This window comes from Limnothrix sp. FACHB-406 (assembly GCF_014698235.1).
GTDB lineage: Bacteria > Cyanobacteriota > Cyanobacteriia > CACIAM-69d > CACIAM-69d > CACIAM-69d.
Genome location: NZ_JACJSP010000003.1, coordinates 321,196 through 343,802, shown reverse-complemented (window position 1 = coordinate 343,802; position 22,607 = coordinate 321,196). Strand labels below are relative to the sequence as shown.

Here is a 22,607-nt window from a genome sequence, read left to right as displayed (position 1 = left end):
TAAACAGAAAAAATAGCGGCGAGGCACTTGGCTTCACCGCTATTGTCATTTTTGGGTCAAAAATTCAGTGATTAATCAATGACCAATTAATGACCAATTAATGACTAATCAGTAATCAATTAGTGCTCAATCAATGATCAATCAGTGATCAAGCGAAGGCAGAGTTGGGCGATCGCCCGATTCATTTTGAATCATCCATCACCCAACTTCCCGATCGAACCTTTTAGACCTTGGCAGCAGCCTTAGCCACCAATTCACCCTTGGCATACTTGCGAGCAAACTCGTCCACCGAGACTTGCTTGATCTTGCTAGCGTTGCCAGCGGTCCAGAACTCGCTATAGCGATCGGCACACACTTTTTGCATGTACTTGATCGAGGGCTTCAGGAAGTGACGGGGGTCAAATTCCTTGGTGTTGCCGGCCAGGGCTTCGCGCACCGCAGCGGTGATCGCCAAGCGGTTGTCGGTGTCGATGTTCACCTTGCGCACACCGCACTTGATACCCTTTTGGATTTCTTCCACGGGCACGCCGTAGGTTTCGGGGATCGTGCCGCCGTATTGGTTGATCAGCGCCAGCAGATCTTCGGGAACCGAAGACGAACCATGCATCACCAAGTGGGTGTTGGGAAGACGGTTGTGGATTTCTTCAATGCGGCTGATGGCCAAGATTTCGCCGGTCGGCTTGCGAGTGAACTTGTAAGCACCGTGGCTGGTGCCGATCGCCACTGCCAGAGCGTCCACTTGGGTCTTTTCCACGAAGTCGGCTGCTTCATCGGGGTCGGTCAGCAGTTGGGAGTGATCCAGCTTGCCTTCAAAGCCGTGACCATCTTCTGCTTCGCCCATGCCGGTTTCCAGCGAACCCAAGCAACCCAGTTCGCCTTCCACGCTCACACCCAGCGAGTGGGCAACTTTCACCACTTCGCGGGTCACGTTCACGTTGTACTCGTAGCTCGCGGGGGTCTTCGCATCAGCTTCCAGCGAGCCATCCATCATCACGCTGGTGAAGCCGTTTTTGATGGCCGAGTAGCAGGTGGCCGGCTCGTTACCGTGGTCTTGGTGCATGCTGATGGGGATGTGGGGATAGGTTTCCACAGCTGCCAAGATCAAGTGACGCAGGAAGTTTTCGCCAGCGTAGTTACGAGCACCACGCGACGCTTGCAGGATCACGGGGCTATCGGTTTCATCGGCTGCCCGCATGATCGCTTGGATCTGCTCCATGTTGTTGACGTTGAAGGCAGGAATGCCGTAGCCATTTTCTGCCGCGTGGTCGAGCAGAAGCCGCATGGGTACGAGCGCCATAGGAATCCTCCTAAGATAGATTTATATCGATGCCTCGATAACTCTCGGCCGGTCGAGTGCTTGGCACTAATCTTAAAACAATTGTTGCCAGCCCCTCTGTTTTTCTGGAAGCAAGAATTAAAATTTCGGCGATTTGGCGGTTTTGGAGATCTTGAATTGACCCAGCGCCCGATCGACCAAGCCTAGAGACCTGATCTCGAAAGGATTCGGGCGATTCTGGCCCGTGGAAAATCCTGAGTTGCAGGGAGTTGTGGCAGGGAGTTTTGGAAAGTGACTTGATCTCCCGATCGACTCGATCGCCCAAAACCAGCCCTTGGGGTGTTGCGCAGGCATGGCGGATTGTGGAGAGATCCGGTCAGTTCAATCCAGAGCAGGATCCCAAAGACAGGATCTGAAGACTATCTCTGAAGACTATTTTTGGGGACTGTGGATTCTAAAAAAATGGGTCGCCTGGGATTCGAACCCAGAACTAATCGGTTAAAAGCCGAGTACTCTACCGTTGAGTTAGCGACCCCCATCGCCCTGTTGGGGGCTATGAGGCGGTGTTGGGGACTGCAAGCACAACCGGGCCGGTTGGGTGTCGCAGTGAAATTCCGAACACGGGTGATTAATCTAGCAGGCTTTTTGAAGCTCGTCAACTGATCGTTGCAAATCATTGCGCCCAATTGCGCCAAATTGATCCGCCAGTCGATCAAATTTTGCCGTGATGCGACGTGATGCAAGGTCACTTTAGCGGCTAGAACGGTTGTCATGCATGGGATATAGCGAAGCCAGGGGGCCGCTAACCGGAGGATCGCTTTCTTGGCGGGCGGCTTCAATTTCTGCCCGGCGGGCCCGCAGTTGGATGTCTTCGAGCATTTTGCGGTTCACGGCCAGCAAATCCGCTACCAATCCCAAAATCCAGAGCTGCACCCCCACCAAAATCCCGATCGCCGCCAGGATCAAGCTAGGCACGTGGGCCCGGGGTGAGCCGCCAAAGTAAAGCAGCAGCCAGCGAATTCCCAGCAACACCCCGATCGAGAAAGGAACTGTCCCCAAAATCAGAAACGATCGCAGGGGCTTGTAGGTCATGAAAATCCGCAGGATCGTGAAGATCGATCGCTGGATGTAGCTGCGGATGCTCTTGACCAGGCGTGAGGGGCGCAGGTAGCCATTGGTGCGAATCGGCACGGAAACAATTGCGATTCCCTGTTGCCCCGCTTGGATAATCGTTTCCAGGGTGTAGGTATAGCCATTGAACACATTGACCCGCAGGGCCGCCTCCCGACTCAGGGCCCGAAAACCGCTGGGTGCATCGGGAATGTCCGTGTCGCTGGCCAAGCGCACCACCCAACTGCCAAACTGTTGCAGGGCCTTCTTGACGGGCGAGAAATGCTCAATTTCTGCGATCGGGCGGGCCCCAATCACCATCTCTGCTTGATGGGCCAGGATTGGAAACACCAGCGCCGGAATGTCATCGGCACAATATTGATTGTCCGCATCGGTATTAACGATGATGTCTGCTCCGGCCTTCAGGCAAGCATCCAAACCGGCCATGAACGCCTTTGCCAGTCCCTGATTGGTGGACAGTCGCACAACGTGGTCTACCCCATGGGCCAAAGCCACCTCAGCGGTGCGATCGACGCTGCCATCATCAATCACCAACCACTCCACCACATCACAGCCGGGCACCTCGCGGGGCAAGGCTTGGAGCGTAATGCCCAGGGTTTCTTCTTCGTTGAAGCAGGGAATCTGAATAATCAGCTTAGTCACGGTTCAGTCGCCAGGAAGACGCTAGGGGCGATCGCCCGCATTTAGCCTACCGCCCTTGGGGCAGACCGTAACAGAACCATGGGCTAAGGTAGTCAGCTATTGTTGCGCAACTGTCAAGAATCTTCATCGAAACTTGATGTTTCTCCAATGCAGACTCTAACCAATATTCCAATTGCCCTTTAAGCAATACTTTGGCCCAGACCCGATCGCTGGGATGTGAATATCGGGTGGATATGGGGTCGATTGCTAAGTCGGCACTTGATCCGCGATCGTAATCAATACTCAAATCGACACTTAATATCGACACTCAGATCAATAGTTGAAAGTCGGCAACAATGTTTAACCCAATCGATCATAGTTGCGTGAAAACAACAATCGATTCTTTACATTCTGTAAATTTGAATTTGAAATGTAGGATAAATCAATAGGGTTCTTACTGGAGCGGAATCATTTTTCTCAGCAGATCCTAACAAAATTGATCCCCGCAAGCGTTGAGTTGCTTTGATCGAGCGAGGTGGTGATGATCGGCGCGATCGACTGCTGAATCGATTTTCGGTTGTAGGGACGGATTTCCGAACTAAAGCCTGGAACCGTTGATTTATCTGGTTCAGAAACTGTCACATCGCGATTTTTTGCCGCACAATTTCGCGAGTCAATGGAAACCAAGGGTATTTGATGGGATGTGCGATCGAGATCACCATTGCTCTGTAATGGCGGCCGGCGTATTAAAGCGTAACGATCGCATTCCGCAACAGCAAGCGGTCACCGCCCCCACCCAATTTATCCTAGATATTAGAGGCAGGTTGAACGAGGGGAAGGCGCAATGAATTCAGTTCAAGTGTTGACGAAAGTAGTGGCGGGCGTTGCATTCTTCGCCAGCACATTGGCAGTGACGGCGCTCCCGAGCGTTGCGGAAAACCCTGCCCATGTGCGCCAACTGCTGGAAACCAAAAGTTGCGCAAATTGTGACCTGAGTGGTGCTGACCTGTCTGATCTTGATCTGGCTGGGGCTAACCTGCAAGGGGCGAATTTGAATGGAGCCAAACTGTGGCGCACGGACTTGACGGCCGCTAATTTGAGCCGAGCCAGCGCGATCGAGGCGCGGATGCACGCAGTTAAGCTCGCCCAAGCCAACCTGCAACAGGCGGATTTGACTCTGGTGGGATTGGTGTTGGCAGATTTGCGCTCGGCGAATCTCCAGGATGCCAACCTGTTGGGAGCCAACATGGAAGGGGCCCAGTTAGCTGGGGCCAACCTGAACAATGCTCGCCAGACCATGGCCGGGTTGCTGCGGTGGCAACAGGCCAGCTACGGCAACATGGATGTGCCGATGGATGTGGCGGGGATTAATTTGCGGGATGCGAATTTACACAACGCTTCCCTCAGCCGCGCCAGCTTGGAAGGGGCTGACTTGGCCGGGGCCAACCTAACCAATGCCGATTTGCGGTTTGCCAAGTTGCATGGGGCGAATGTGGCGAATGCCCGCTTGGAAAACGCTCGCTTGCAGGGCACTATTTTGGCAACCCAAAAGGAAAGCACCGCCCTGTTGATTCGCAGCGCACCGTAAGTTTGGCTGGGTTGGGTGGCCAGCCAGGCCACCAGTTGGCTCGCGGGGAAGGCCAGCAAAGGGCTGAATCCAAGTCTCAATTCGGGCCGCAATTCGGGCCACTATTCAAGCCGCCATGCAAGCCGCCATTCCAACCGTAATTCGAGTCTCAATTCGAGTCCCAGTCCTACGCGCGTTGATACAATGGCGAGGCACGTTACCGAAACCGAAATAACACCATGAGCGGCGAAATTTTTAGCACGGCTTTTTTGGCATTCACCTTGATTTTGATTGGCTTGGGCGGTGGTTTCCTGTTGCTGCGGTTGCAAGGGGCCGATAAGTAGGCAACCTGGAACAGCGTTTGCCGATTTCATCGGTGGCTAGCCCAGCGTCGATCGGCTCAATCCTCGAGTCTCAATTCGCTGCCCGTTCAATGCCGGTTCGCGCGATCGGGTCAAGATTTCAAAGCTCAAACGCAAAACCCAGCCCCGGTGCATCACTGAGGCTGGGTTTTGTGGTTTTGAACAGTGCTCTTTCGGTTGGCTTAGCCCAGGAGCGCGAGAGTCGTTAGATCACGGAAGATCACTGAAGCTCACGGAAATGGTTTAACGACTAGCGCGGTTGCCCGGTGCTGACCACACGCCGCATGGGAATCGAGTATCGATCGCCGTAGCTGAGCACATGCAGGCGGAGGTGATGCAGACTAACGGGATCGTTGGCTCCCACTAGGGATTGATTGGTGTAGGTGATGTCGCCCGGGTCAATGATGGTGACCGTGCCTTTACCCAGCACTTCGATCGAACCGTCATCCTCAAAACAGGCGCAGGTATCTTCATCAATGCCAATGCCCAGGCGATCGGGATGCAAGGACACGGCGCTCAAGAGCCGCGCCATCCGATTTCGGTTGTGGAAGTGCTGATCCACGATCACATGGGGCAACACACCAAACCCCGTGGCCATATCCACCAGCGATCGATTGGGGGACTCGCCCGAGCCACCGCCCGCGATCATGTGGTGGCCCATCACCGCCGCCCCGGCACTGGTTCCGGCCAGGGAAATTTCCCGTCGCCGCACCCGCTCCAGAATGCTTTCCATCAGCCGCGTTTCCGCCAGCAGGCCACACAGCCGCAACTGATCGCCGCCGGTCATGAACACGCCCGTACAACTGTAGACATATTCTAGATAGCTTTCGTTGGAGCCTTGGTCGCGATCGCGCACATCAAGAATTTCGATCGACTCGGCTCCCATGCTCTCGAAAATCATGCGGTACTTGCTGCCAATCACCGATGGCTCCCGCGAAGCACTCGGAATGATGGCGATTCTGGCACCGGTTCCGCCCGATCGCTGAAAGAAGGCGTGCAGAATTTCACGACCGTGAATCTTGTCTTCTGCGCCGCCAATGACCATGACTGCGGCTTTTACGGCTTGGGGAACTGAACGATCCAACATTCGCGTGTGAGCTTGCACCATGGGCTTAAACGTGCGAGGGGGAGAGCAAAATTGAGGAGCCATGATCTCTTGCGTTGAGTGGTTGCAGATGGCATTGGCACTCAACCCTGCGCTTCACTCTGCGCTCAATTTTGACTGGATTGTCATTCTGCCGAATGACCGAAACAGGTAGACATTCGGGCAAGGATCGCGCACAAGACCCAACTTAGGAGTAATTAGCGATCGCACAGATATTTAATCATCTTTCTATCCTGCAATTGGCAAAGATTTTGACCGACAGAATTGACCATGATGGCGATCGCGGGCCCTTCAATCGTTCGAGTGTTGTTCAGCGGCTAATGAATTTCTATGAATTGGTTAGCGATGGGGCAGACATTCAGCCAGTTACTGAGTCGGGCATTCAGTTAGACCTTGACTCACTAGCAGGGTGGGCATTACCCACCCCGATCTAGCCCAGACGGCATTCATCCTACATTTGGCGGACTTGCGGTTCCCCGTCCACAATTTCCCCAATCAGCACGCAGTCTGTGGTTCCCACAAACAGGCCGTTTTCCAGGACTCCGGGAATGTTATTCAGGGCTTTTTCCAACGTAGCGGGATCGTCAATGCCGTTGGGGAACTTCACATCCAGAACCAAGTTGCCCTGATCCGTCACCACGGGGCCGGCTTTTTTGACGGCCATCCGCAATTGCGGCTCACCACCCAGAGCGACGATCGCCCGCTTCACCGGCTCCAAAGCCATGGGCAACACTTCCACAGGCAACAGGAAGGTGGTTCCCAGCCGATCGACCAATTTGCTGGCATCCACCACCACAATAAATTCCGCTGCCAAGCAGTCCACAATTTTTTCCCGGGTGTGGGCCGCGCCGCCGCCCTTGATCAGGTTCTTTTGCGGATCCACTTCGTCGGCCCCGTCGATCGCCACATCAATCCGATCCACATCGTTGGGCGTGGCCAAGGGAATGCCAAACTGCTTGGCCAGCACTTCCGACTGGAACGACGTGGGCACGCCGATGATGTCGGTGAGTTCACCGGACTTGAGCCGATCGCCCAAATATTCGATCGCAAAGGCCGCCGTTGAGCCGCTGCCCAACCCCACGACGGTTCCCGACTTGACGCGGGCCACGGCGGCCCGGGCCACTTGTTGCTTCATGATGGTTGCGGGATCGAGCTGGCTCATGGGTCAAACTCCTGTGAAGTTTTGAAAGATTGATCTCAGGGGGATCGGGTTATGCAAACCGGGTTCAATTAAACACCGGATGGCTGACCCGATCGCGAGTTCCGGCGGCCGAGATTGCAGCGGGATCCGGAAACCCAGGCCCTAAACCGTGACCTGGAGCAGGTGTCGTGCCATCAGCCAAATTCGATCAATTCAGATTCCATCAAGCCAATTGAAGCGATCAAGAAAATCCAAGCGATCAAGTTCGGTCAGCCCGATTTACCCCACTAGATTTACCCAGCCCGATTTACCCAGCCCGATTTACCCAGCCCGATTTAACCCATTAGATTGAGCCAGCCCGGTTATCAGCAGCCAAACGCGGGCGGATGCGAGGAGATCCATGCAAGCAGGCGAAACCACAGCCCCCAGACAGGAAGAAACGATCGCAACAATCACCCCCAAAACTGCGCTCCCGATCGCCTTGAAAATGCTGGTGACGGAGTTTGACCAGGCTTTGGCGGCGGCCGAGGCGGCTTGGCGACAGGGCCAGGCCCAAGGGGCGATCGAGCAGGCCCGTCGGGCCATTCGGCTGATTCCCGATCGGCCAGAGCCTTACCGCTGGTTGGGCAATGGTTTGCAGGGGCAAGGTCAGTGGGCCGCGGCCGATCGCGCCTATGGCTGGGCCTTGCACTATCGACCCGATTGGGCAGAAGTCTGGGCTAATCGGGGCACCACTGCCCTGCAACAACAGGATTGGGCAACGGCCACCGAGCACTATCAGCAAGCCATTCAGGCTAACCCTGAGCTACCGGACTTGCATCTTTACCTGGCCCAAAGTCTTTGCCAGCAATGTCGGTGGCCGGAAGCGGCGGCGGTGATCGAGCAGGCCTTGCAACGCAACCCCGATCGCGCCCTGGCCCACCTGCTGCAAAGTTGGATTGCGCTCGATCGCGAAGCTGGGGACGATCCTGAGCTGGCCTATGCGGCGGTTCAGCGATCGTTGGCATTGGATCCTCACTATCCCGGTGCTTGGTTCCAGTTGGGACGGGTTTGTTTTTATCGCCAAGAATTTCGGGAGGCGATCGCCGCCCACCAACGGGGACTGACCCTGGCTCCGCCCGATTCCGGTGTGCAGGCGCGGGCCCTGGGGGCGATCGGGAATTGCCACTTTGAGCTAGCGGAATTGGCCGCCGCCGCCGACTGCTACGAAGCCGCCCTCCGCCATCAACCCGATGAAGCGGATGTTCACTGGGGACGGGCCAACCTTTGGTTACACCAAGGCGACTATGAACGGGGCTTTGCGGAATTTGAATGGCGCTGGCCCAACGTTTTGCCCCGGCGGCCCTTCCAGCAACCGGCCTGGAATGGGGAGCCGATCGCGGGGCAAACCATCTTGGTCTATGCCCAGTGTGGTTTGGGCGATATTTTGCACTTGGCGCGATATTTGCCCCTGTTGGCGGCTCGGGGCGCGAGGGTGGTGGTGGAGTCGCCGCCGCCCACGGCCCGAATTTTGGCGGCCCTGCCAGGGGTGGCGCAAGTGGTGGTTCAAGGGGCGGCCCTGCCGGCCTTCGATTGGCAAATTTCCTTCCTGAGCCTGCCCAAGGTGTTCACGCCCAGCTTGGCGGCCATTCCCCGATCGATGCCTTACCTGTCAGCCCAGGCCACGGACTGGCGACCAGAGCAGGCATTTACCTTTCGGCGCGATCGACTCCATGTGGGCATTGCCTGGGCCAGTGGCTACCAAGCCAATCGCGACGGCCGCCGGGACTATCACAATCGATCGATTCCCCTAGCCCAATTTGTGGAGCATCTGAATTGCCCTGAGGTGCAACTGCATAGCTTGCAAGTGGGCCATGATGCCGGGGCGATCGCCCAATTTCCGCAAGTCCAGGCCTGGCACGATCGACTCCGGGATTTTGCCGACACCGCCGCCCTCGCGGCCCAAATGGATTTGGTGATTTGTGTTGACACCTCTGTCACCCACTTGGCAGGCGGCCTGGGCTTGCCCACCTGGATTTTGTTGCCACAGATGCCCAATTGGCGCTGGATGCTCGATCGCGCCGATTGCCCTTGGTATCCCACGGCTCGGTTGTTTCGTCAGCTCCAACCCCGAGATTGGGCGGGCGTTTGGCAGCAGGTTCGGCCCGCCTTGGCTCAGGCGATCGACCAATGGCGATCGGGACTAGGCCCCTTTGGGCCCCGTTCCTGAGTGAATTTTCGGTGGATTAACCTCACGTTCTTCAGCTTCCAACCGCCAACCCAGCGAGCCGCTAAGACAGAAACCAAGACAGGATTTGTCTGCGATCGCATCGGTATCTCCCGATCGGTCTGCTAAGTTCAAGAAAAGTACAATGCCAACGCCAGCGCACCCACCAGTGGGGCCCGGCGCTGGCGGTTTTGTTGTGACCACGTTGTGACCATCGTTGCAGAAGGGTTTGGGGCCATGAGTATCAATCAGCGATCGCAGCCTATGCCGCCATATCGGCTTCCCCATGCCCTCTGGGGGCTGGGAGGAATGATCCTCCTCTCGATCGGCTCCATTGGCTGGGCGGCCAGTCCCGTTGCAGCGCGGCAAATGCCCCCCGACGCAGGACGACTGGGCCCGGCGAACGAGTCGATCGAGCCGTTGCGCCCCGTGGTTCCCGGTCACCGAGCCCAAGGCAACAGTGATGAAGAGGTGAACGTGCGGGTTTATCGCACCGCCAGCCCCGCCGTTGTGTCGATCGAAACCAGCAGCAGCACCGGCAGCGGCAGCATCGTTAGCGCCGATGGCCTGATTCTGACCAACGCCCATGTGGTGGATGATGCCGCCAGCCCCGTGACTGTGGTGTTGGCCGATGGTCAAAAATTTGAGGCGGATATTCTGGGATTTGCGGAAGGCAGCCTAGACCTCGCCATGCTGAAGTTGCGGGGGGCGAGTGGGTTGCCGGTGGTACCCATTGCGCCACCCGGTTCCGTGGAAGTGGGGCAGCGGGCCTTTGCGATCGGGAATCCCTTTGGCAAATTCCAAAACACCTTCACCGTGGGTATTGTCAGCCGCCTGGACAACATTGAAGGGCTAATTCAAACCGACGCGGCCATCAACCCCGGCAACTCCGGCGGCCCACTCCTGAACAGCAAAGGGCAACTGATTGGGGTCAACACTTCGATCTATGTCGATCGCGACGGCGGTGGCAACATCGGCATTGGCTTTGCCATCTCCACCGATCGCGTGTTGGACTTCCTGGCCAAGGCGCGATCGGGAGATTTGCGTCCCTCCATCCCCGTCACCACCCTGGCTCTGAATAATCAGCCCCTGGCCGGCGAACTGGCCGAGGGCGATCGGGTTTTGAGCCAAGACCAAACCCTCTACGACATCTACACCTTTACGGGCGAAGCGGGCAACCAAGTCACGATCGACCTGGCCAGCGGCGACTTCGATGCTTACCTGATCGTGCTCAATCCCGAAGGAGAAGAGCTAGCCCAGGACGACGACAGCGGCGGCCAAACCAACGCCCGCGTCACCGCCACCCTGCCCAGCAGCGGTCTGTACACCGTGTTTGTGAACACCGCCGCCACCAACCAACAAGGACGCTATACCCTGCGGGCGCGATCGGGTGGCCCCGCCGCCACCAACCCCGGCACGCAGCCCGGCACGCAGCCCGGTACACAACAGGCCGGCTCCCTCATCCTGCAAGATGCCGGCAGCCTAACCGCCAGTTCGCCCCGTCTGCAATCCGACAACAGCCCCTACCAGGAATATCGATTCAATGGGCGGGCCGGCCAACGAATTGAAATCCTGCTGGAGAGCAATGACTTTGATCCCTACCTCATGGTGGCGGATCCCCAAGATGAAAAACTGGCCGATGCCGACGACATCAGCGACACCAACACCAACGCTGCTCTCGTGGTGCAGTTGCCCAGCACCGGAACCTACCGGATCATCGTCAATGCCTACGATCCCCAAGGGCGAGGACGCTATCAACTCACGGTGCGCGAGGTTAGCAACTAGGGGAGCGTTCCGTGAAATAACCAGAAAACAACCCCTCTGAACGGCAAATGCCCAGCGATCAAAGATAACTGTTGATCGCTGGGCATTTTGGGCTTTCAAGGCTTGGCTCTAACTTTCAAGCTTTAGTTCTTGATTGTTGCCGTTTGCCTTGAATTGTGCCCTTAAATTAAATTTTGCTCTTGAATTCCGAGTCTTGGCCCTTGTCTGCAATGGCGATCGCCCTGCTCATCGCAGCAAGCAACTGGTAAGCCAAAGGATAATCAGCGTCACCACCGCCACCAACTGCTCCGTGCGCAGGCCAACCACAGGCGGAATCAGACCCGTGATCAACGAACCCAAAATCAGACCACCAATCAGCCCCAGCAGCGTCAGCAACACCGCTCGGCCAAAGCGCCGTTCCTTGCGATTGAGGAAAAACAAGCTGGCCCCTGCCCCGATCGCCAGCACCAATTGCAGCAGCGCACCATCACCACCAGGGTTCAATAACCCCAGCACCAACAGCACCGAAAATGTGCCGCCGGCCTGGATCCAATCGGTACGGGTGGGCTGATCGATCGACCCCGCTAACCAATTGGGCAGTTGCGGCGGCTGACTGGGCTGGGGAGCGGCCGGTGCGGGGCGATCGTCCTGTTCCGCGAACCGGATTCGATCGGGGACTTTAATGCGTCCCTCCTGCCGCAGCCGCAGCCGATCCATCAACACTGCGTCATAGGCCATTTCAACCGCTTCCATCCGTTGGCGGTCTGTTTCATGTTCCTTGAGGAGCCGATTGCGCGCCGATTGAATCTCATCAAAAGACGCATCCTCGGTCACGCCAAGCTGTTCGTAGGGGTTCGGGTTGCTCATGCGTTGGGTGGGGCTAGTCTCTTGGCGGCGATCGAGTGGAACAGCGCCTTCGACGCTATCTGTTCAGTACTGTTTTAGTGATCACTGCATGATCGCGGCACTTGGCGATCGCCCTAATACCGTGAAAACACTATTTAAATCTAGTCTAAATTCTAAGCAACCGGCACCTGAGCAGTTCGGATTGGCAACAAGTCCTCATCATTGAGTCAGTCCCTCCCCCAAGCCTTGCGCCAGATCAGCCGAATCTGCAGCCGGATCTACGGGATCTGTCCGGATCTATCCGGATCTATAAGAATCGACCCACTGCGCCAGACCAGTCGGATCCTTGGGCCAAAACCTTGCACCAGTCAGCTCCCAAGGGTTTGGGATGATGGCCCGTCAATTGCCAATCATCCGTTGGTCAAAGGCGAATCGCCACAACCGTTAGTGAAATAGTGCCGGTTTGATAGAATACGCGCAATAACATGCAGCCCACTGTCCAAAACTTTCCTAAACACTCCCTCGTAAGCAATCAAGCGCCCAAATAAGCTAGAAATGCGTTTGGTCACATCCGGTTGATCCCTGATCCCCGTAGAAAGGGTCAATAAACTGGCGTGCAACCCCAATCAGCCCCGCAAATGATTTGGACAATCATCCTATTTGGACAAATTTGGACAAATTTTAGTTGGATCGTTGGACAACGATTTGCACCTGATTGAGTGAAAGGGGCACAATTGAGCAGCCCCTATTTATTTGGGTTCATCACAGCTACCCAAATCTCCACCCCGCGATGACCGTCGCACCCCCAATGGCCCCATAATATTTCTCTGCCGATTATCTTGGCTTCAAAGCGATGACTGACACGCCTCCAAAGCTGCTGGTTGTGGATGACGATCCAGCGATCCGAAAGTTGATCCATCGCTTCTTAAGCAAGCAGCAATATCAAATGGAGTCGGCTCCTGACGGGAAGACGGCCTTAGCGCTCTTTGAAAAGTTTCAACCCGATCTGGTGATTTTGGATGTCAATCTACCGGATGCAACGGGGTACGAACTGTGTCGGGAAATGCAAGCCAAAACGGGTGTCTACGTTTTGATGCTCACCAGTCGTTCCGATGAAGCCGATAAAATTAAAGGGTTTCGTCAAGGGGCAGATGATTACTTGACAAAACCCTTTAGCTTGATGGAATTAGGGGTGCGCGTTAGTGCCATTCTCAAGCGGGGGCGGGGCAATTCTCCGCGTGATTTACCGCAACCTTCCCTTAATTTTGGCAGCTTAATCATCGATCCGGAACGCCACGAAGTCACCCTTGATGATCAATTAATTACCCTAACGGCCTTAGAGTTCAATATTTTGCATTTTTTGGCCAATCATCCAGGACGGGTCTGGAATCGCCAAGAACTTTTGCAAAGAGTTTGGGATTACGACTATGTGGGCGACCAGCGGGTTGTTGATGTCCACATTGGTCAAATTCGCAAAAAGATGGAAAGTGCAGGAGCGAAAACCCAAATTATCCAAACGGTGCGCGGAGTTGGTTATCGATTTAATCCTCCCGATGCTGCACCACCGGCTCAATAGGATGTTCTAAGAGGATGCCTGAGCAGTAACTTGGGGCACTTGCCAAGGGACTAGTAGCTATCAGGGCAAGGGGCTTAAGTCCCTTGTCTTCGTCGATCGATGCCACCCACAAGGTCGCCGATTTGGCTTTTTCGCCCATCCCCTCAGGATTCCCGAGGGCGTTCAGGGGGAAATGTTGGGGCGATCGATCGGGCGGTCGATCGGGACTTCAAAAACCAATCGTCAATGTTGAATCAGCGAAGTTGACTCAGCAAAGGTAGCCCGTTTTCTCGCGGCCAACTCTGGCTTTTCAGGCATCCTTCGCGCAAGACCTCGTGAAACCTGGGGCGCGAATCCCAAGCATCATCATCGGAATACGGTAGTCTTGAATACAAGATCAGTCCAGGTGATCTCCTAAGCTAAGGGGAATTTTGGATAAATCAAATTGGCCTTTCTACTCCCCATGGGTGCATTCCAGACCGTTTAGCTAATGCCCTAACTCGGTGGTTTTCAGGCAACAGTCAATTGCACCAGTCCTTGGGATCAATTTGTCAATCTTGAGGAAGTTTGATGAGGAGTAAATTTAGGAGTAAATTCAGAGTGAACCAATAATTTCAAAAAAGACTAATTTCAAGAATGATTAATTTAAGAGATGATTCAAAAACGCAGTCATTTCTCAATAATTCTTTTTGGTTTTAGTCGATTTGCAGAAAGGCCTAGCGAATTAGCATTAGGCAATTTCTGTCCTGACCATCATTGCGTCACCCTTCACAATGGCAATCGAGAAAAAACCTAAATCATTGGGTTTATTATTCAGTTGCCAATGGTCTGTTTTGTCGCTAATTGTCGCCAAAGATGCATTTTTTGGGATAAATTTAGCCGAAATTTCATCAAAAGTCCGTCATTGGGATGAGGTCATTAGGATGAAATGGGTCAGAAAGTTCTGAAGTTTCCCGAATCTGCAAAGTTCGATTGAGATATAGGAAATATGTAGTTGTCGAGAGAGCCGAGGCATTGTAATGCCATCGCACCCCGAGATTACCTAGTTTTGCAGTGATGGTCATGTCATTGACCAAAAGAAAGGGTACAAGCCCCGCTCTTCTAGGGCGGCTTTTTCGATCAACCCCACTTATAATGTTAGTTATGAGAGCACGATTTCGCTACCGAATTTATCCCAATCGCCTGCAAAGATTAATGCTGGCGAAGACGTTCGGTTGTGCTCGTGTGGTCTACAACGATGCAATTCGATTGCGTCAAGACCTCTATCAGCAAGGGGAGAAAGTTAGCGATACTGAAATTCAGAAACGGGTGATTACCCAAGCCAAGCTAACCGTTGAACGTGAATGGCTATCGGAAGTTGCATCTGTACCGTTAGTTCAATCCTTGCAAGATGCCCATCTGGCTTTTCGTAACTTCTTCAAAAGCTTGAAGGGTGAGCGGAAAGGCCGCAAGGTTGGGTTTCCGAAGTTCAAAAAGAAACACTCAACTCAATCCATTCGCTTCACAACTAACGGTTTTTCGGTTAAACCCAACTCGGTTTACTTAGCCAAGATCGGTTGTGTGCGGGTCAAGTGGTCAAGAGAACTGCCATCGGATCCATCATCAGTGACGATCATCAAGGATGCAGCCGATCACTACTTTGCATCGTTTGTCTGTGAAGTGGATCCGATCGCTCTGAAGGCTATCAACAATGGAGTTGGCATCGACTTAGGATTGACCACCTTTGCCACTCTGTCCACGGGTGAAAAGGTACGAAGTCCCAAGCCTCTAGCCAAATCCCTCAAGCGATTGCGCCGTGCTCAAAAATCCCTCAGCCGCAAGGTTAAGGGCAGCAAGCGCCGATATCTAGCCCGCCGCAAGGTGGCCCGGATTCACGCCCGCATCAAGGATCAACGAACCGACTTCCTGCACAAGTTATCAACCCGAATCGTTCGCGAGAACCAAGCGATCGTTCTGGAAGATTTGAATGTGTCGGGCATGGTGAAAAATCGCAAGTTGGCGCGGGCAATTTCGGATGCTGGCTGGTACAGCTTCCGTCAAATGATCGAGGGAAAAGCAACTCGCTATGGGCGGGATTTCCAGGTGATTAGCCGATGGGAACCGACTAGCCAGCGTTGTTCATCTTGTGGTCAATTGGGCGGCAAGAAACCCCTTGATGTACGCGAGTGGACGTGTATGCACTGTGGTGCGGTACATGATCGCGATGTGAATGCCGCAATCAATATCCAAGTCGCGGGCGGGCAGTCCGAGACTCAAAACGGACGTGGAGGCCAGCGTAAATCCAGTTCGCTGGTGGCAGCCGATGAAGCGTCAACCCGTGGTCTAGTCGAGCAACTTCGGTTGTTTGCCTAGGGCCGGAATCCACGCTCCTTTAGGACAGGGAGGATGTCAACACATGAGACATCGCGTCTTTGAACTGCTACTGATTCTGAAGGCCACGAGGCTTTCTTCCATTGGTGCTCAGATGCTCTTGTGGACGATGCTGGGCATTTTGTCAACGCTGGGCATCATGACCGGGATTACTTACAACCTGCTGAAGGATCAGACGGTTGATGAGATTCAAAAAACCCTGAGGATTGAGGTGCAAGGCCTCGAAAGCGATCTGAAGCAGGTGGAAGAATTTGCGGATGGGTTCGGAGTTGCTGTCTATGAGGTCAGCCGACTGGGCCAGGATGAGGCGGCGATCGCCCAAAGCTGTGAACAGATTATTTTGGAATTTTTGAAAAACCGGCCGCCTCTGGTGGCGGGCTTGGGGTTGCAACAGGAACCGTTTGCCCTGCTGAAGAGCCGGGAGCAGTTCGATCCGTATTATTCGATCGTGCCGCAGCGGTTGGTAAACCGGGTTTCGGAACTGGGGCGATCGCAGCCCACGCCTACTAGCCCCCGATCCACGGTGTCGGAACCGAAAACCGCTTTTTCGGAGCCAAGCATGATCCATAAGCGGCTGGCTCCGCCCTATGTGTTGATCCGCGATGGCATTCCCCCTTCCACTCCATCGCCCACAGCCACGCCTTCAACCCCCGATCGCTTGGCCCAACTCGATCGCGCCGAATCCCTGACGGAGCGGCTGACCCCTTCGGAAGCTCGCCTGGTGTCTCCCAAGGAGGCAAGTGCAGCGGAGCCAAGGTGGCTCAAGCCCTACCGCTGGAATCAACAGGTGCTGGTGACGCTGCTGAGTCCGGTGCGCAGTCGCGATCGCCACAAGGTGGGATCCACGGTGGTGGATATTGACATTACCAATCTCAGTGAACGTTTGGCGCGGCCGGTGCTGGGACAGGACGGCTATTTCGTGCTGCTGAGTTATGAGGGGGAACTGCTGGCCTATCCACCGGATCCGCAGCGGGCCACGGGCCTATCGAGCTACCAGAAAATTCCCTCCCTGGAACAAATTTGGCCCAAAATTCGCCAATCTCGGTTGGGTTTTCGGACAACTCCCGCTGAGTTTTTGGCCTATCGCCCGATCGCGGGAACGGACTGGATGATGGTGGCGGTGGTGCCGCGCCGCCGACTGTTTGCCCCCATTTTTCAAACGGCCTTGGGAACCAGCTTAGTGGCCAGTTTGGTGCTGTTGGGCAGCATTTGGTTTTTCGTACACCGGTTGAATCAGCGCTTGAAGCCGATGATTGATGGCTGCCGGGAACTGGTTCACAGCAGCCAAATGGCGCTGCTTTCCAGCGGAATTACCAATGAAGAGGAAACATCGCCCCCGGCAGGTGGCATCCCCAGCAATCCCAAGGGGCCGGAGTCGGCGCGATCGCCCGAATCGATCGCCCCGATGGCTACCTTAGCCAGCGCCGCGCCGCCCTTTCCCGGCGCAGGAGCGGGCGCGGTGGGGTCGATCGACCCTTCCGCAGCCTTAGCAACCAAGCCCGCCGCCCCGATCGATCCCACCCTGGGACTCGATGAGATTGATCTTTTGCAAGATGCTTTCCAGGCCATGTATCGGCAATTGGAAACCTCGCTTAGCTCTTTGCAAAATACCCTGAATCAACTGAAAGATACCCAACTTCAGGTGATTCAAAGCGAAAAAATGGCGGCGGTTGGGCAAATGCTGGCAGGGGTAGCCCACGAAATTAATAATCCCATTAGCTTTATTTCCGGCAATGTGGAACACCTGGGCCACTATGTTCAGGATTTGGGCCGCATTATTCGCAGCTATCAACATTACTTTCCCGAAGTGCCAGAAGAGTTACAAGAGGTGTTGGAGGAAGTTGATCCTGATTTTCTGTTAGATGATTTGACCCAAATGGTGCGATCGATGCGGTTGGGATCCGAGCGTGTACGAGATATCGTGCGATCGCTCCGATCCTTCTCGCGAGCCAATGACAACGATTTTCAGGTCACCAATATCCATGAGGGCCTCGACAGCACCTTAATTATCTTGAACCATCGCATTAAGGCTTCCAGCGAGCGGCCAGAAATTCAAGTATTACGGGAATATGCGGATTTGCCCTTGGTGGAATGCTGTTTAGGGCCTCTGAATCAGGTGTTCATGAACCTTTTGAGCAATGCGATCGACGCGATCGAGGAATCCCAATCCGGTTGGACTTTTGATGAAATTCGGGAAAATCCTGGCATTATTCGGATTCAAACGCGCCTCTGTGAAGGACGGCTGATTCGGATCACGATCGCCGATAACGGCAGTGGCATTCCTGACCATTTGCAGAGCCAAGTGTTCAATTCCTTTGTGACTTCAAAACCCGTGGGCAAAGGTACAGGTTTGGGGCTTTCAATCAGTCACCAGGTGATTCATCAAACCCATCGAGGTCGGCTCTGGTTTGATTCGCAAGTGGGGCGTGGTACGGCGTTTCACATCGAAATCCCGATGCATCAAGACATTCCCAGCCCGGCCCTCTCCCAGGCTGTGGCTGCCGTGAGCTAGGTCGCTGCCGCTTTCTCGGAACCGCTTGCCGACACCCAACCCACCACCATCCTCCTCAACGCCATCGCGACCAATCCGTGCAATAGCACCCTTTCTGAAAGAGTTTAAGTTTGTGCAAACTACCGGGCTGAGTTCTGGGCGATCGGCCTACAGTCATGGATAAGGGCCAGCCCAGGAAGCGGAGAGAACGGTCATGGTAGAAACAAACGGTGTCATCATGCAGTACTTCGAGTGGTACTGCCCCGCCGATGGCTCCCTTTGGGGTCAGGTGCAGGATCAAGCTCGGGAGTTGGCCGCAAAAGGGATCACAGCCCTTTGGTTACCGCCGGTTTATAAGGGCACCAGCAGTTCTGATGTGGGCTACAGCACCTATGACCTGTTTGATTTAGGCGAGTTTGACCAAAAAGGCACTATTCGCACCAAATATGGCACTAAAGAAGAGCTGATCGCAGCCGTGAAAGCTTCGCGGGCAGCGGGTTTGCAGGTTTACTTGGACACGGTGTTTAATCACAAAAACGGGGGCGATGCCACGGAAACGGTGTGGGCCACGCCCGTCGCCAGCGATAACCGCAATTGGGAGTTGGGAGCGGCCCGGGAAATTAGCATTTGGTCGAAGTTCACCTTTCCCGGTCGGGGCGATCGCTACTCGGCCATGAAGTGGGATGCCCGCTGTTTTGATTCGGTGAACCACAATGCCAACGATCCGGACGATCGCGCCATTTATCGCCTCAGTCCCAAAACCTTTGAGTCGGAAGTGAGCCATCGCTATGGCAACTGCGACTTTTTGATGGCTTGCGATTTGGATACGAATCACCCGGAGGTGCGCCAGGAGTTGGTGCATTGGGGCCAATGGATCCAAGACACCCTGGGCACGGATGGGTTTCGGTTGGATGCGGTGAAACACATTCGATCGAGCTTTTTCAATGAGTGGCTCGATGCGGTGCGCCGTCACTGTCCCCATCGAAAGCTGTTTGCGGTGGGGGAATATTGGGAAAACGACGTGGAGGCCCTGCATCGGTATTTGGCGGCCACGGAGGGGCGGATGTCGCTGTTTGACGTGCCGTTGCACTACAACTTCCACCAGGCCAGTCGATCGGGCAGTGCCTATGACCTGCGCACCATTCTCGATCACACCCTGATGCAACAGCAGCCCACCTTGGCCGTCACCTTTGTGGACAACCACGATAGCCAACCCCTGCAAGCCCTGGAATCGCCTGTGGAAGCTTGGTTTAAACCCCTTGCCTACGCGATCATTTTGCTGCGGCGGGAGGGCTATCCCTGTGTGTTCTACGGGGACTATTACGGTGCGGAATATACCGATCGGGGACGGGATGGCCATCAACATACCGTTTCGCTGTCCAAACACAATTGGCTGTTGGATAAGTTTCTGTATGCCCGTCGGCGCTTTGGTTGGGGGCCGCAGTATGACTACTTCTCCGGCAGCAACACGATCGGCTGGACTCGGTTAGGCGATGCCACTCATCCCCTGAGCATGGCGGTGGTGTTGAGCAATGGTGGCCCCAGCAGCCTTTGGATGGAAACGGGGCAATCGAACGCCACGTTCTATGACCTAACGGATCATGTGAAGGAACTGGTTTACACCAATGAGTGGGGCTGGGGTGAGTTCCGCTGTGCCGGGGGATCGGTATCGGTTTGGATTCAGCAGGCTTGATCCCGATCGGGGCGAATCAGAGACTCATCAAGGGCTAATCAAAGGGCTAATCAAAGGGCTAATCAACCAAGGGCTGAACCCAGCAGCTAATTCAGCAGCTAACTTAACCAGCAGCTCAGCCAGCAGCCAAATCATGGGGGCCGATCGCAACGGTTGAATTGCGGTTGCGGTGGCATGGTGGTGCGATTCGAGCATTCCGCATTGGCCAGAAACGCTACAAAAAGACATGGTGCAAGAGAGACATGGTGCAAGGGCCAAGTTCTCGTCTTGTTCTGCGTTCTCTTGGCCGATCGCCCTGACCTGCACCGAATCATTTCCCCTTTGCCATGAATCTGAAACAAGTCATCATCATCTATAAAGCCGGAGACTCTCGCAGCCAAGGCTGGGCAGAGCGTTGCTCACGGGAACTGGATGCCCTAGGCACGCGATCGCTCGTGGGCCCCAGCGGCCCAAAGGACAATCCCTACCCGGTGTTTTTGGCTTCGGTCACCCAGCCGATCGACCTGGCGATTGTCTTGGGGGGGGATGGCACGGTGTTGGCCGCTGCTCGACACCTGGCCCCGGAACAAGTGCCCATTTTGGCCGTGAACGTGGGAGGGCACTTGGGGTTTTTAACGGAACCCTTTGAGCTGTTTGAAAACTCCCAAGCGGTGTGGGAACGGCTCCAGAGCGATCGCTTCGCCGTTCAACAACGGATGATGTTGCAAGGGCAGGTTTTTGAAGGGAAAACCCTCGCCGCGATCGAAGATGGCAGCTACAAGGGGACGGAACCGGTGGGGGAAACCTTCCTGGCCCTGAACGAAATTTGCGTGAAGCCCATTTCCAACGATCGCCTGATGACCACCATGCTGGAAGTGGAAATTGATGGCGAAATCGTCGATCGCTACCACGGCGACGGGCTAATTGTGGCCACCCCCACCGGTTCCACCTGCTATACCGTTTCCGCCAACGGGCCCATTCTCCATTCTGGCCTGGATGCCATCACCGTTACCCCCATTTGCCCCCTCAGTTTGTCTAGCCGCCCGATCGTGTTGCCTCCCCGCTGTGTGGTCAGCATTTGGCCCTTGGGGGATTACGAGCTGGCCACCAAAGTTTGGACGGATGGTGTTTTTGGGGCTTCCCTTTGGCCCGGCCAGCGGATTGATGTGCGGATGGCGGATTGCGTGGCCAAGTTTGTGATCCTGCGGGAAAACTATTCCTACTACCGTACCCTGCGCGAGAAATTGCTTTGGGCCGGGGCCCGCATTGACTATGGCCATGCCAGCCGCAATTAGGCCCAGCACCCAGCCTAAACCTGAAATAGGGACGGCTTTAGAGCGATCACCCTAGTTGGCTACGGCACACAACACCGAGGCGCACTGCCTTATCCTTAATTAAGGCCAACTTAACCTCGGTTCCCCGTTTCCTTAACCCTGTGTCGCAGTTCTTGGTCGCTGCGCTCGCCCTTGCTGTCCTCGTGCTGGTTGCGTCCCATGTCTTTGAGTGAATCAAGTTCCGCTGCGATCAAGTCTGCTTTGCCAAAAGCGGCCCAGGGCAATGCCGGCCGCAGTTGGGGCGATCGATTAGCAGGGTGGCCCTGGCGGCGGATTTTCAGTGCCGTGGTGGGAATCTCGATCGCCCTCACCATGCTGGTGTTGGGTGGCTGGTATTTCACGGCGGGGTTTGGCCTGTTGGTCTACCTGGGTTTGGGTGAATATTTCGCCCTGGTGCAGGCCAAAGGGGCAGTTCCCGCCGTGAAAACCGTCACCATTGCTTGTTTGGCAATTGTGGCCGCTTCGGCTTGGATGCCGTCCGTGGCCGATGCGATCGTCCCGATCGCCAGCACCCTGGTTTGTTTCTATTTGCTGTTTATGCCCAAGATGGCCTCGATCGCCGATCTGTCCAGCTCGGTGATGGGCCTGTTTTACTGTGGCTATTTGCCCAGTTATTGGGTGCGACTGCGGGTCGGGGCGGGGCTGGCCTTGGACGATGGAGCCGTGGCCCGGTTGCCGCTGAATGGGTTCTGGCCCGAATCTTGGAACCCGGCCGCCTGGCCCGAGGCCCTGACGGTGACGATTCTGGCCTTTTGCTGCATTTGGGCGGCCGATATTGGGGCCTACATCATGGGCAAATGGGTGGGCAAAACTCGCCTCTCGGACATCAGCCCCAAGAAAACCGTGGAAGGCTCTTTGGCCGGCACGCTGGGCAGCGCACTGGTGGGAACTCTGGGTGCGGCCTATTGCCATTGGCCCCTGTGGTTCATCACGGGGCCTTTGTTGGGGCTGCTGGTGGGCGTTTCCAGTCTGCTGGGGGATTTGATTGAGTCCCTGATGAAGCGAGACGCGGGGGTCAAAGATTCCGGGAATTTGATTCCGGGCCATGGCGGCATTCTCGATCGCGCCGACAGCTACATTTTCACGGCTCCCCTGGTGTATTACTTCACGACCCTATTGCTCCCGTTCGTTTCCCAGTTGAATTAGTTGTGTTAGCTAATTCGCTG

Annotated in this window: 16 protein-coding genes and 1 tRNA gene; 10 read left to right on the top strand and 7 right to left on the bottom strand. The window is 55.2% G+C overall.

The features are described 5' to 3' along the window. Window positions 1-223 precede the first annotated feature (223 nt). The 3 genes from fba to H6G53_RS04950 form a co-directional block, all read right to left on the bottom strand. Entirely contained in the window at window positions 224-1,297 is a 1,074-nt protein-coding gene (gene fba / locus H6G53_RS04960) for a class II fructose-bisphosphate aldolase (protein WP_099533146.1), read from the bottom strand. Window positions 1,298-1,739: 442 nt separating this feature from the next. After that, a tRNA-Lys gene (locus H6G53_RS04955) sits at window positions 1,740-1,811 on the bottom strand. A gap of 215 nt (window positions 1,812-2,026) precedes the next feature. Beyond that, the gene (locus H6G53_RS04950; protein WP_190355929.1) at window positions 2,027-3,049 is read right to left on the bottom strand and encodes a glycosyltransferase; all 1,023 of its coding nucleotides are present in this window, start codon (window positions 3,047-3,049) and stop codon (window positions 2,027-2,029) included. Between the two features lie 838 nt (window positions 3,050-3,887). On the opposite strand from H6G53_RS04950, the gene H6G53_RS04945 reads away from it, so the two are divergent. Together H6G53_RS04945 and petM are read left to right on the top strand one after the other, a co-directional pair. Then, the gene (locus H6G53_RS04945; RefSeq protein WP_370567683.1) at window positions 3,888-4,616 is read left to right on the top strand and encodes a pentapeptide repeat-containing protein; all 729 of its coding nucleotides are present in this window, start codon (window positions 3,888-3,890) and stop codon (window positions 4,614-4,616) included. Between the two features lie 218 nt (window positions 4,617-4,834). Then, window positions 4,835-4,939, top strand: a complete 105-nt coding sequence (gene petM / locus H6G53_RS04940) for a cytochrome b6-f complex subunit PetM (RefSeq protein ID WP_099533150.1) — start codon at window positions 4,835-4,837, stop codon at window positions 4,937-4,939. A gap of 268 nt (window positions 4,940-5,207) precedes the next feature. On the opposite strand, the gene H6G53_RS04935 is transcribed toward petM, so the two are convergent. Both H6G53_RS04935 and rpiA read right to left on the bottom strand, forming a co-directional pair. Continuing rightward, complete coding sequence (locus H6G53_RS04935) at window positions 5,208-6,065, bottom strand: cyanophycinase (RefSeq protein ID WP_099533151.1); 858 nt, start codon at window positions 6,063-6,065, stop codon at window positions 5,208-5,210. A gap of 448 nt (window positions 6,066-6,513) precedes the next feature. Further along, window positions 6,514-7,224, bottom strand: a complete 711-nt coding sequence (gene rpiA, locus H6G53_RS04930) for a ribose-5-phosphate isomerase RpiA (RefSeq protein WP_099533153.1) — start codon at window positions 7,222-7,224, stop codon at window positions 6,514-6,516. Between the two features lie 379 nt (window positions 7,225-7,603). On the opposite strand from rpiA, the gene H6G53_RS04925 reads away from it, so the two are divergent. Continuing rightward, on the top strand, window positions 7,604-9,412 hold the full coding sequence (locus H6G53_RS04925; RefSeq protein WP_190531207.1) for a tetratricopeptide repeat protein: 1,809 nt from the start codon (window positions 7,604-7,606) through the stop codon (window positions 9,410-9,412). Window positions 9,413-9,616: 204 nt separating this feature from the next. Further along, the gene (locus H6G53_RS04920) at window positions 9,617-11,194 is read left to right on the top strand and encodes a trypsin-like peptidase domain-containing protein (RefSeq protein WP_190531205.1); all 1,578 of its coding nucleotides are present in this window, start codon (window positions 9,617-9,619) and stop codon (window positions 11,192-11,194) included. 225 nt (window positions 11,195-11,419) lie between these two features. On the opposite strand, the gene H6G53_RS04915 is transcribed toward H6G53_RS04920, so the two are convergent. Next, window positions 11,420-12,040, bottom strand: a complete 621-nt coding sequence (locus H6G53_RS04915; RefSeq protein WP_190531203.1) for a CPP1-like family protein — start codon at window positions 12,038-12,040, stop codon at window positions 11,420-11,422. Between the two features lie 832 nt (window positions 12,041-12,872). Between H6G53_RS04915 and H6G53_RS04910 the strand changes: the two genes are divergently transcribed. From H6G53_RS04910 to H6G53_RS04895, 4 genes are all read left to right on the top strand, one after another. Beyond that, the gene (locus tag H6G53_RS04910) at window positions 12,873-13,595 is read left to right on the top strand and encodes a response regulator transcription factor (RefSeq protein ID WP_190355924.1); all 723 of its coding nucleotides are present in this window, start codon (window positions 12,873-12,875) and stop codon (window positions 13,593-13,595) included. A gap of 1,122 nt (window positions 13,596-14,717) precedes the next feature. Beyond that, window positions 14,718-15,926: an RNA-guided endonuclease TnpB family protein gene (locus H6G53_RS04905; protein ID WP_190531305.1), complete on the top strand. Its 1,209-nt coding sequence runs from the start codon at window positions 14,718-14,720 to the stop codon at window positions 15,924-15,926. Window positions 15,927-15,969: 43 nt separating this feature from the next. Then, window positions 15,970-18,456, top strand: a complete 2,487-nt coding sequence (locus tag H6G53_RS04900; RefSeq protein WP_190531202.1) for an ATP-binding protein — start codon at window positions 15,970-15,972, stop codon at window positions 18,454-18,456. Window positions 18,457-18,649: 193 nt separating this feature from the next. After that, complete coding sequence (locus H6G53_RS04895) at window positions 18,650-20,128, top strand: alpha-amylase (RefSeq protein ID WP_190531200.1); 1,479 nt, start codon at window positions 18,650-18,652, stop codon at window positions 20,126-20,128. A 27-nt stretch (window positions 20,129-20,155) separates the two neighbouring features. On the opposite strand, the gene H6G53_RS04890 is transcribed toward H6G53_RS04895, so the two are convergent. Then, entirely contained in the window at window positions 20,156-20,356 is a 201-nt protein-coding gene (locus H6G53_RS04890) for a hypothetical protein (RefSeq protein WP_190531198.1), read from the bottom strand. 98 nt (window positions 20,357-20,454) lie between these two features. Between H6G53_RS04890 and H6G53_RS04885 the strand changes: the two genes are divergently transcribed. Further along, window positions 20,455-21,402, top strand: coding sequence for an NAD(+) kinase (locus tag H6G53_RS04885; protein ID WP_099533160.1), 948 nt, complete (start codon window positions 20,455-20,457; stop codon window positions 21,400-21,402). 198 nt (window positions 21,403-21,600) lie between these two features. Continuing rightward, window positions 21,601-22,587: a phosphatidate cytidylyltransferase gene (locus H6G53_RS04880; protein WP_190529842.1), complete on the top strand. Its 987-nt coding sequence runs from the start codon at window positions 21,601-21,603 to the stop codon at window positions 22,585-22,587. Window positions 22,588-22,607: the final 20 nt, after the last annotated feature.

What these genes read in the sequence shown, in the direction of transcription:
- fba (WP_099533146.1), bottom strand. Translation starts at nt 1,297, where the DNA reads ATGGCGCTCGTACCCATGCGGCTTCTGCTCGACCACGCGGCAGAAAAT.
- petM (WP_099533150.1), top strand. Translation starts at nt 4,835, where the DNA reads ATGAGCGGCGAAATTTTTAGCACGGCTTTTTTGGCATTCACCTTGATT.
- H6G53_RS04935 (WP_099533151.1), bottom strand. Translation starts at nt 6,065, where the DNA reads ATGGTGCAAGCTCACACGCGAATGTTGGATCGTTCAGTTCCCCAAGCC.
- rpiA (WP_099533153.1), bottom strand. Translation starts at nt 7,224, where the DNA reads ATGAGCCAGCTCGATCCCGCAACCATCATGAAGCAACAAGTGGCCCGG.
- H6G53_RS04925 (WP_190531207.1), top strand. Translation starts at nt 7,604, where the DNA reads ATGCAAGCAGGCGAAACCACAGCCCCCAGACAGGAAGAAACGATCGCA.
- H6G53_RS04915 (WP_190531203.1), bottom strand. Translation starts at nt 12,040, where the DNA reads ATGAGCAACCCGAACCCCTACGAACAGCTTGGCGTGACCGAGGATGCG.
- H6G53_RS04910 (WP_190355924.1), top strand. Translation starts at nt 12,873, where the DNA reads ATGACTGACACGCCTCCAAAGCTGCTGGTTGTGGATGACGATCCAGCG.
- H6G53_RS04905 (WP_190531305.1), top strand. Translation starts at nt 14,718, where the DNA reads ATGAGAGCACGATTTCGCTACCGAATTTATCCCAATCGCCTGCAAAGA.
- H6G53_RS04900 (WP_190531202.1), top strand. Translation starts at nt 15,970, where the DNA reads ATGAGACATCGCGTCTTTGAACTGCTACTGATTCTGAAGGCCACGAGG.
- H6G53_RS04895 (WP_190531200.1), top strand. Translation starts at nt 18,650, where the DNA reads ATGGTAGAAACAAACGGTGTCATCATGCAGTACTTCGAGTGGTACTGC.
- H6G53_RS04890 (WP_190531198.1), bottom strand. Translation starts at nt 20,356, where the DNA reads ATGTCTTTTTGTAGCGTTTCTGGCCAATGCGGAATGCTCGAATCGCAC.
- H6G53_RS04885 (WP_099533160.1), top strand. Translation starts at nt 20,455, where the DNA reads ATGAATCTGAAACAAGTCATCATCATCTATAAAGCCGGAGACTCTCGC.
- H6G53_RS04880 (WP_190529842.1), top strand. Translation starts at nt 21,601, where the DNA reads ATGTCTTTGAGTGAATCAAGTTCCGCTGCGATCAAGTCTGCTTTGCCA.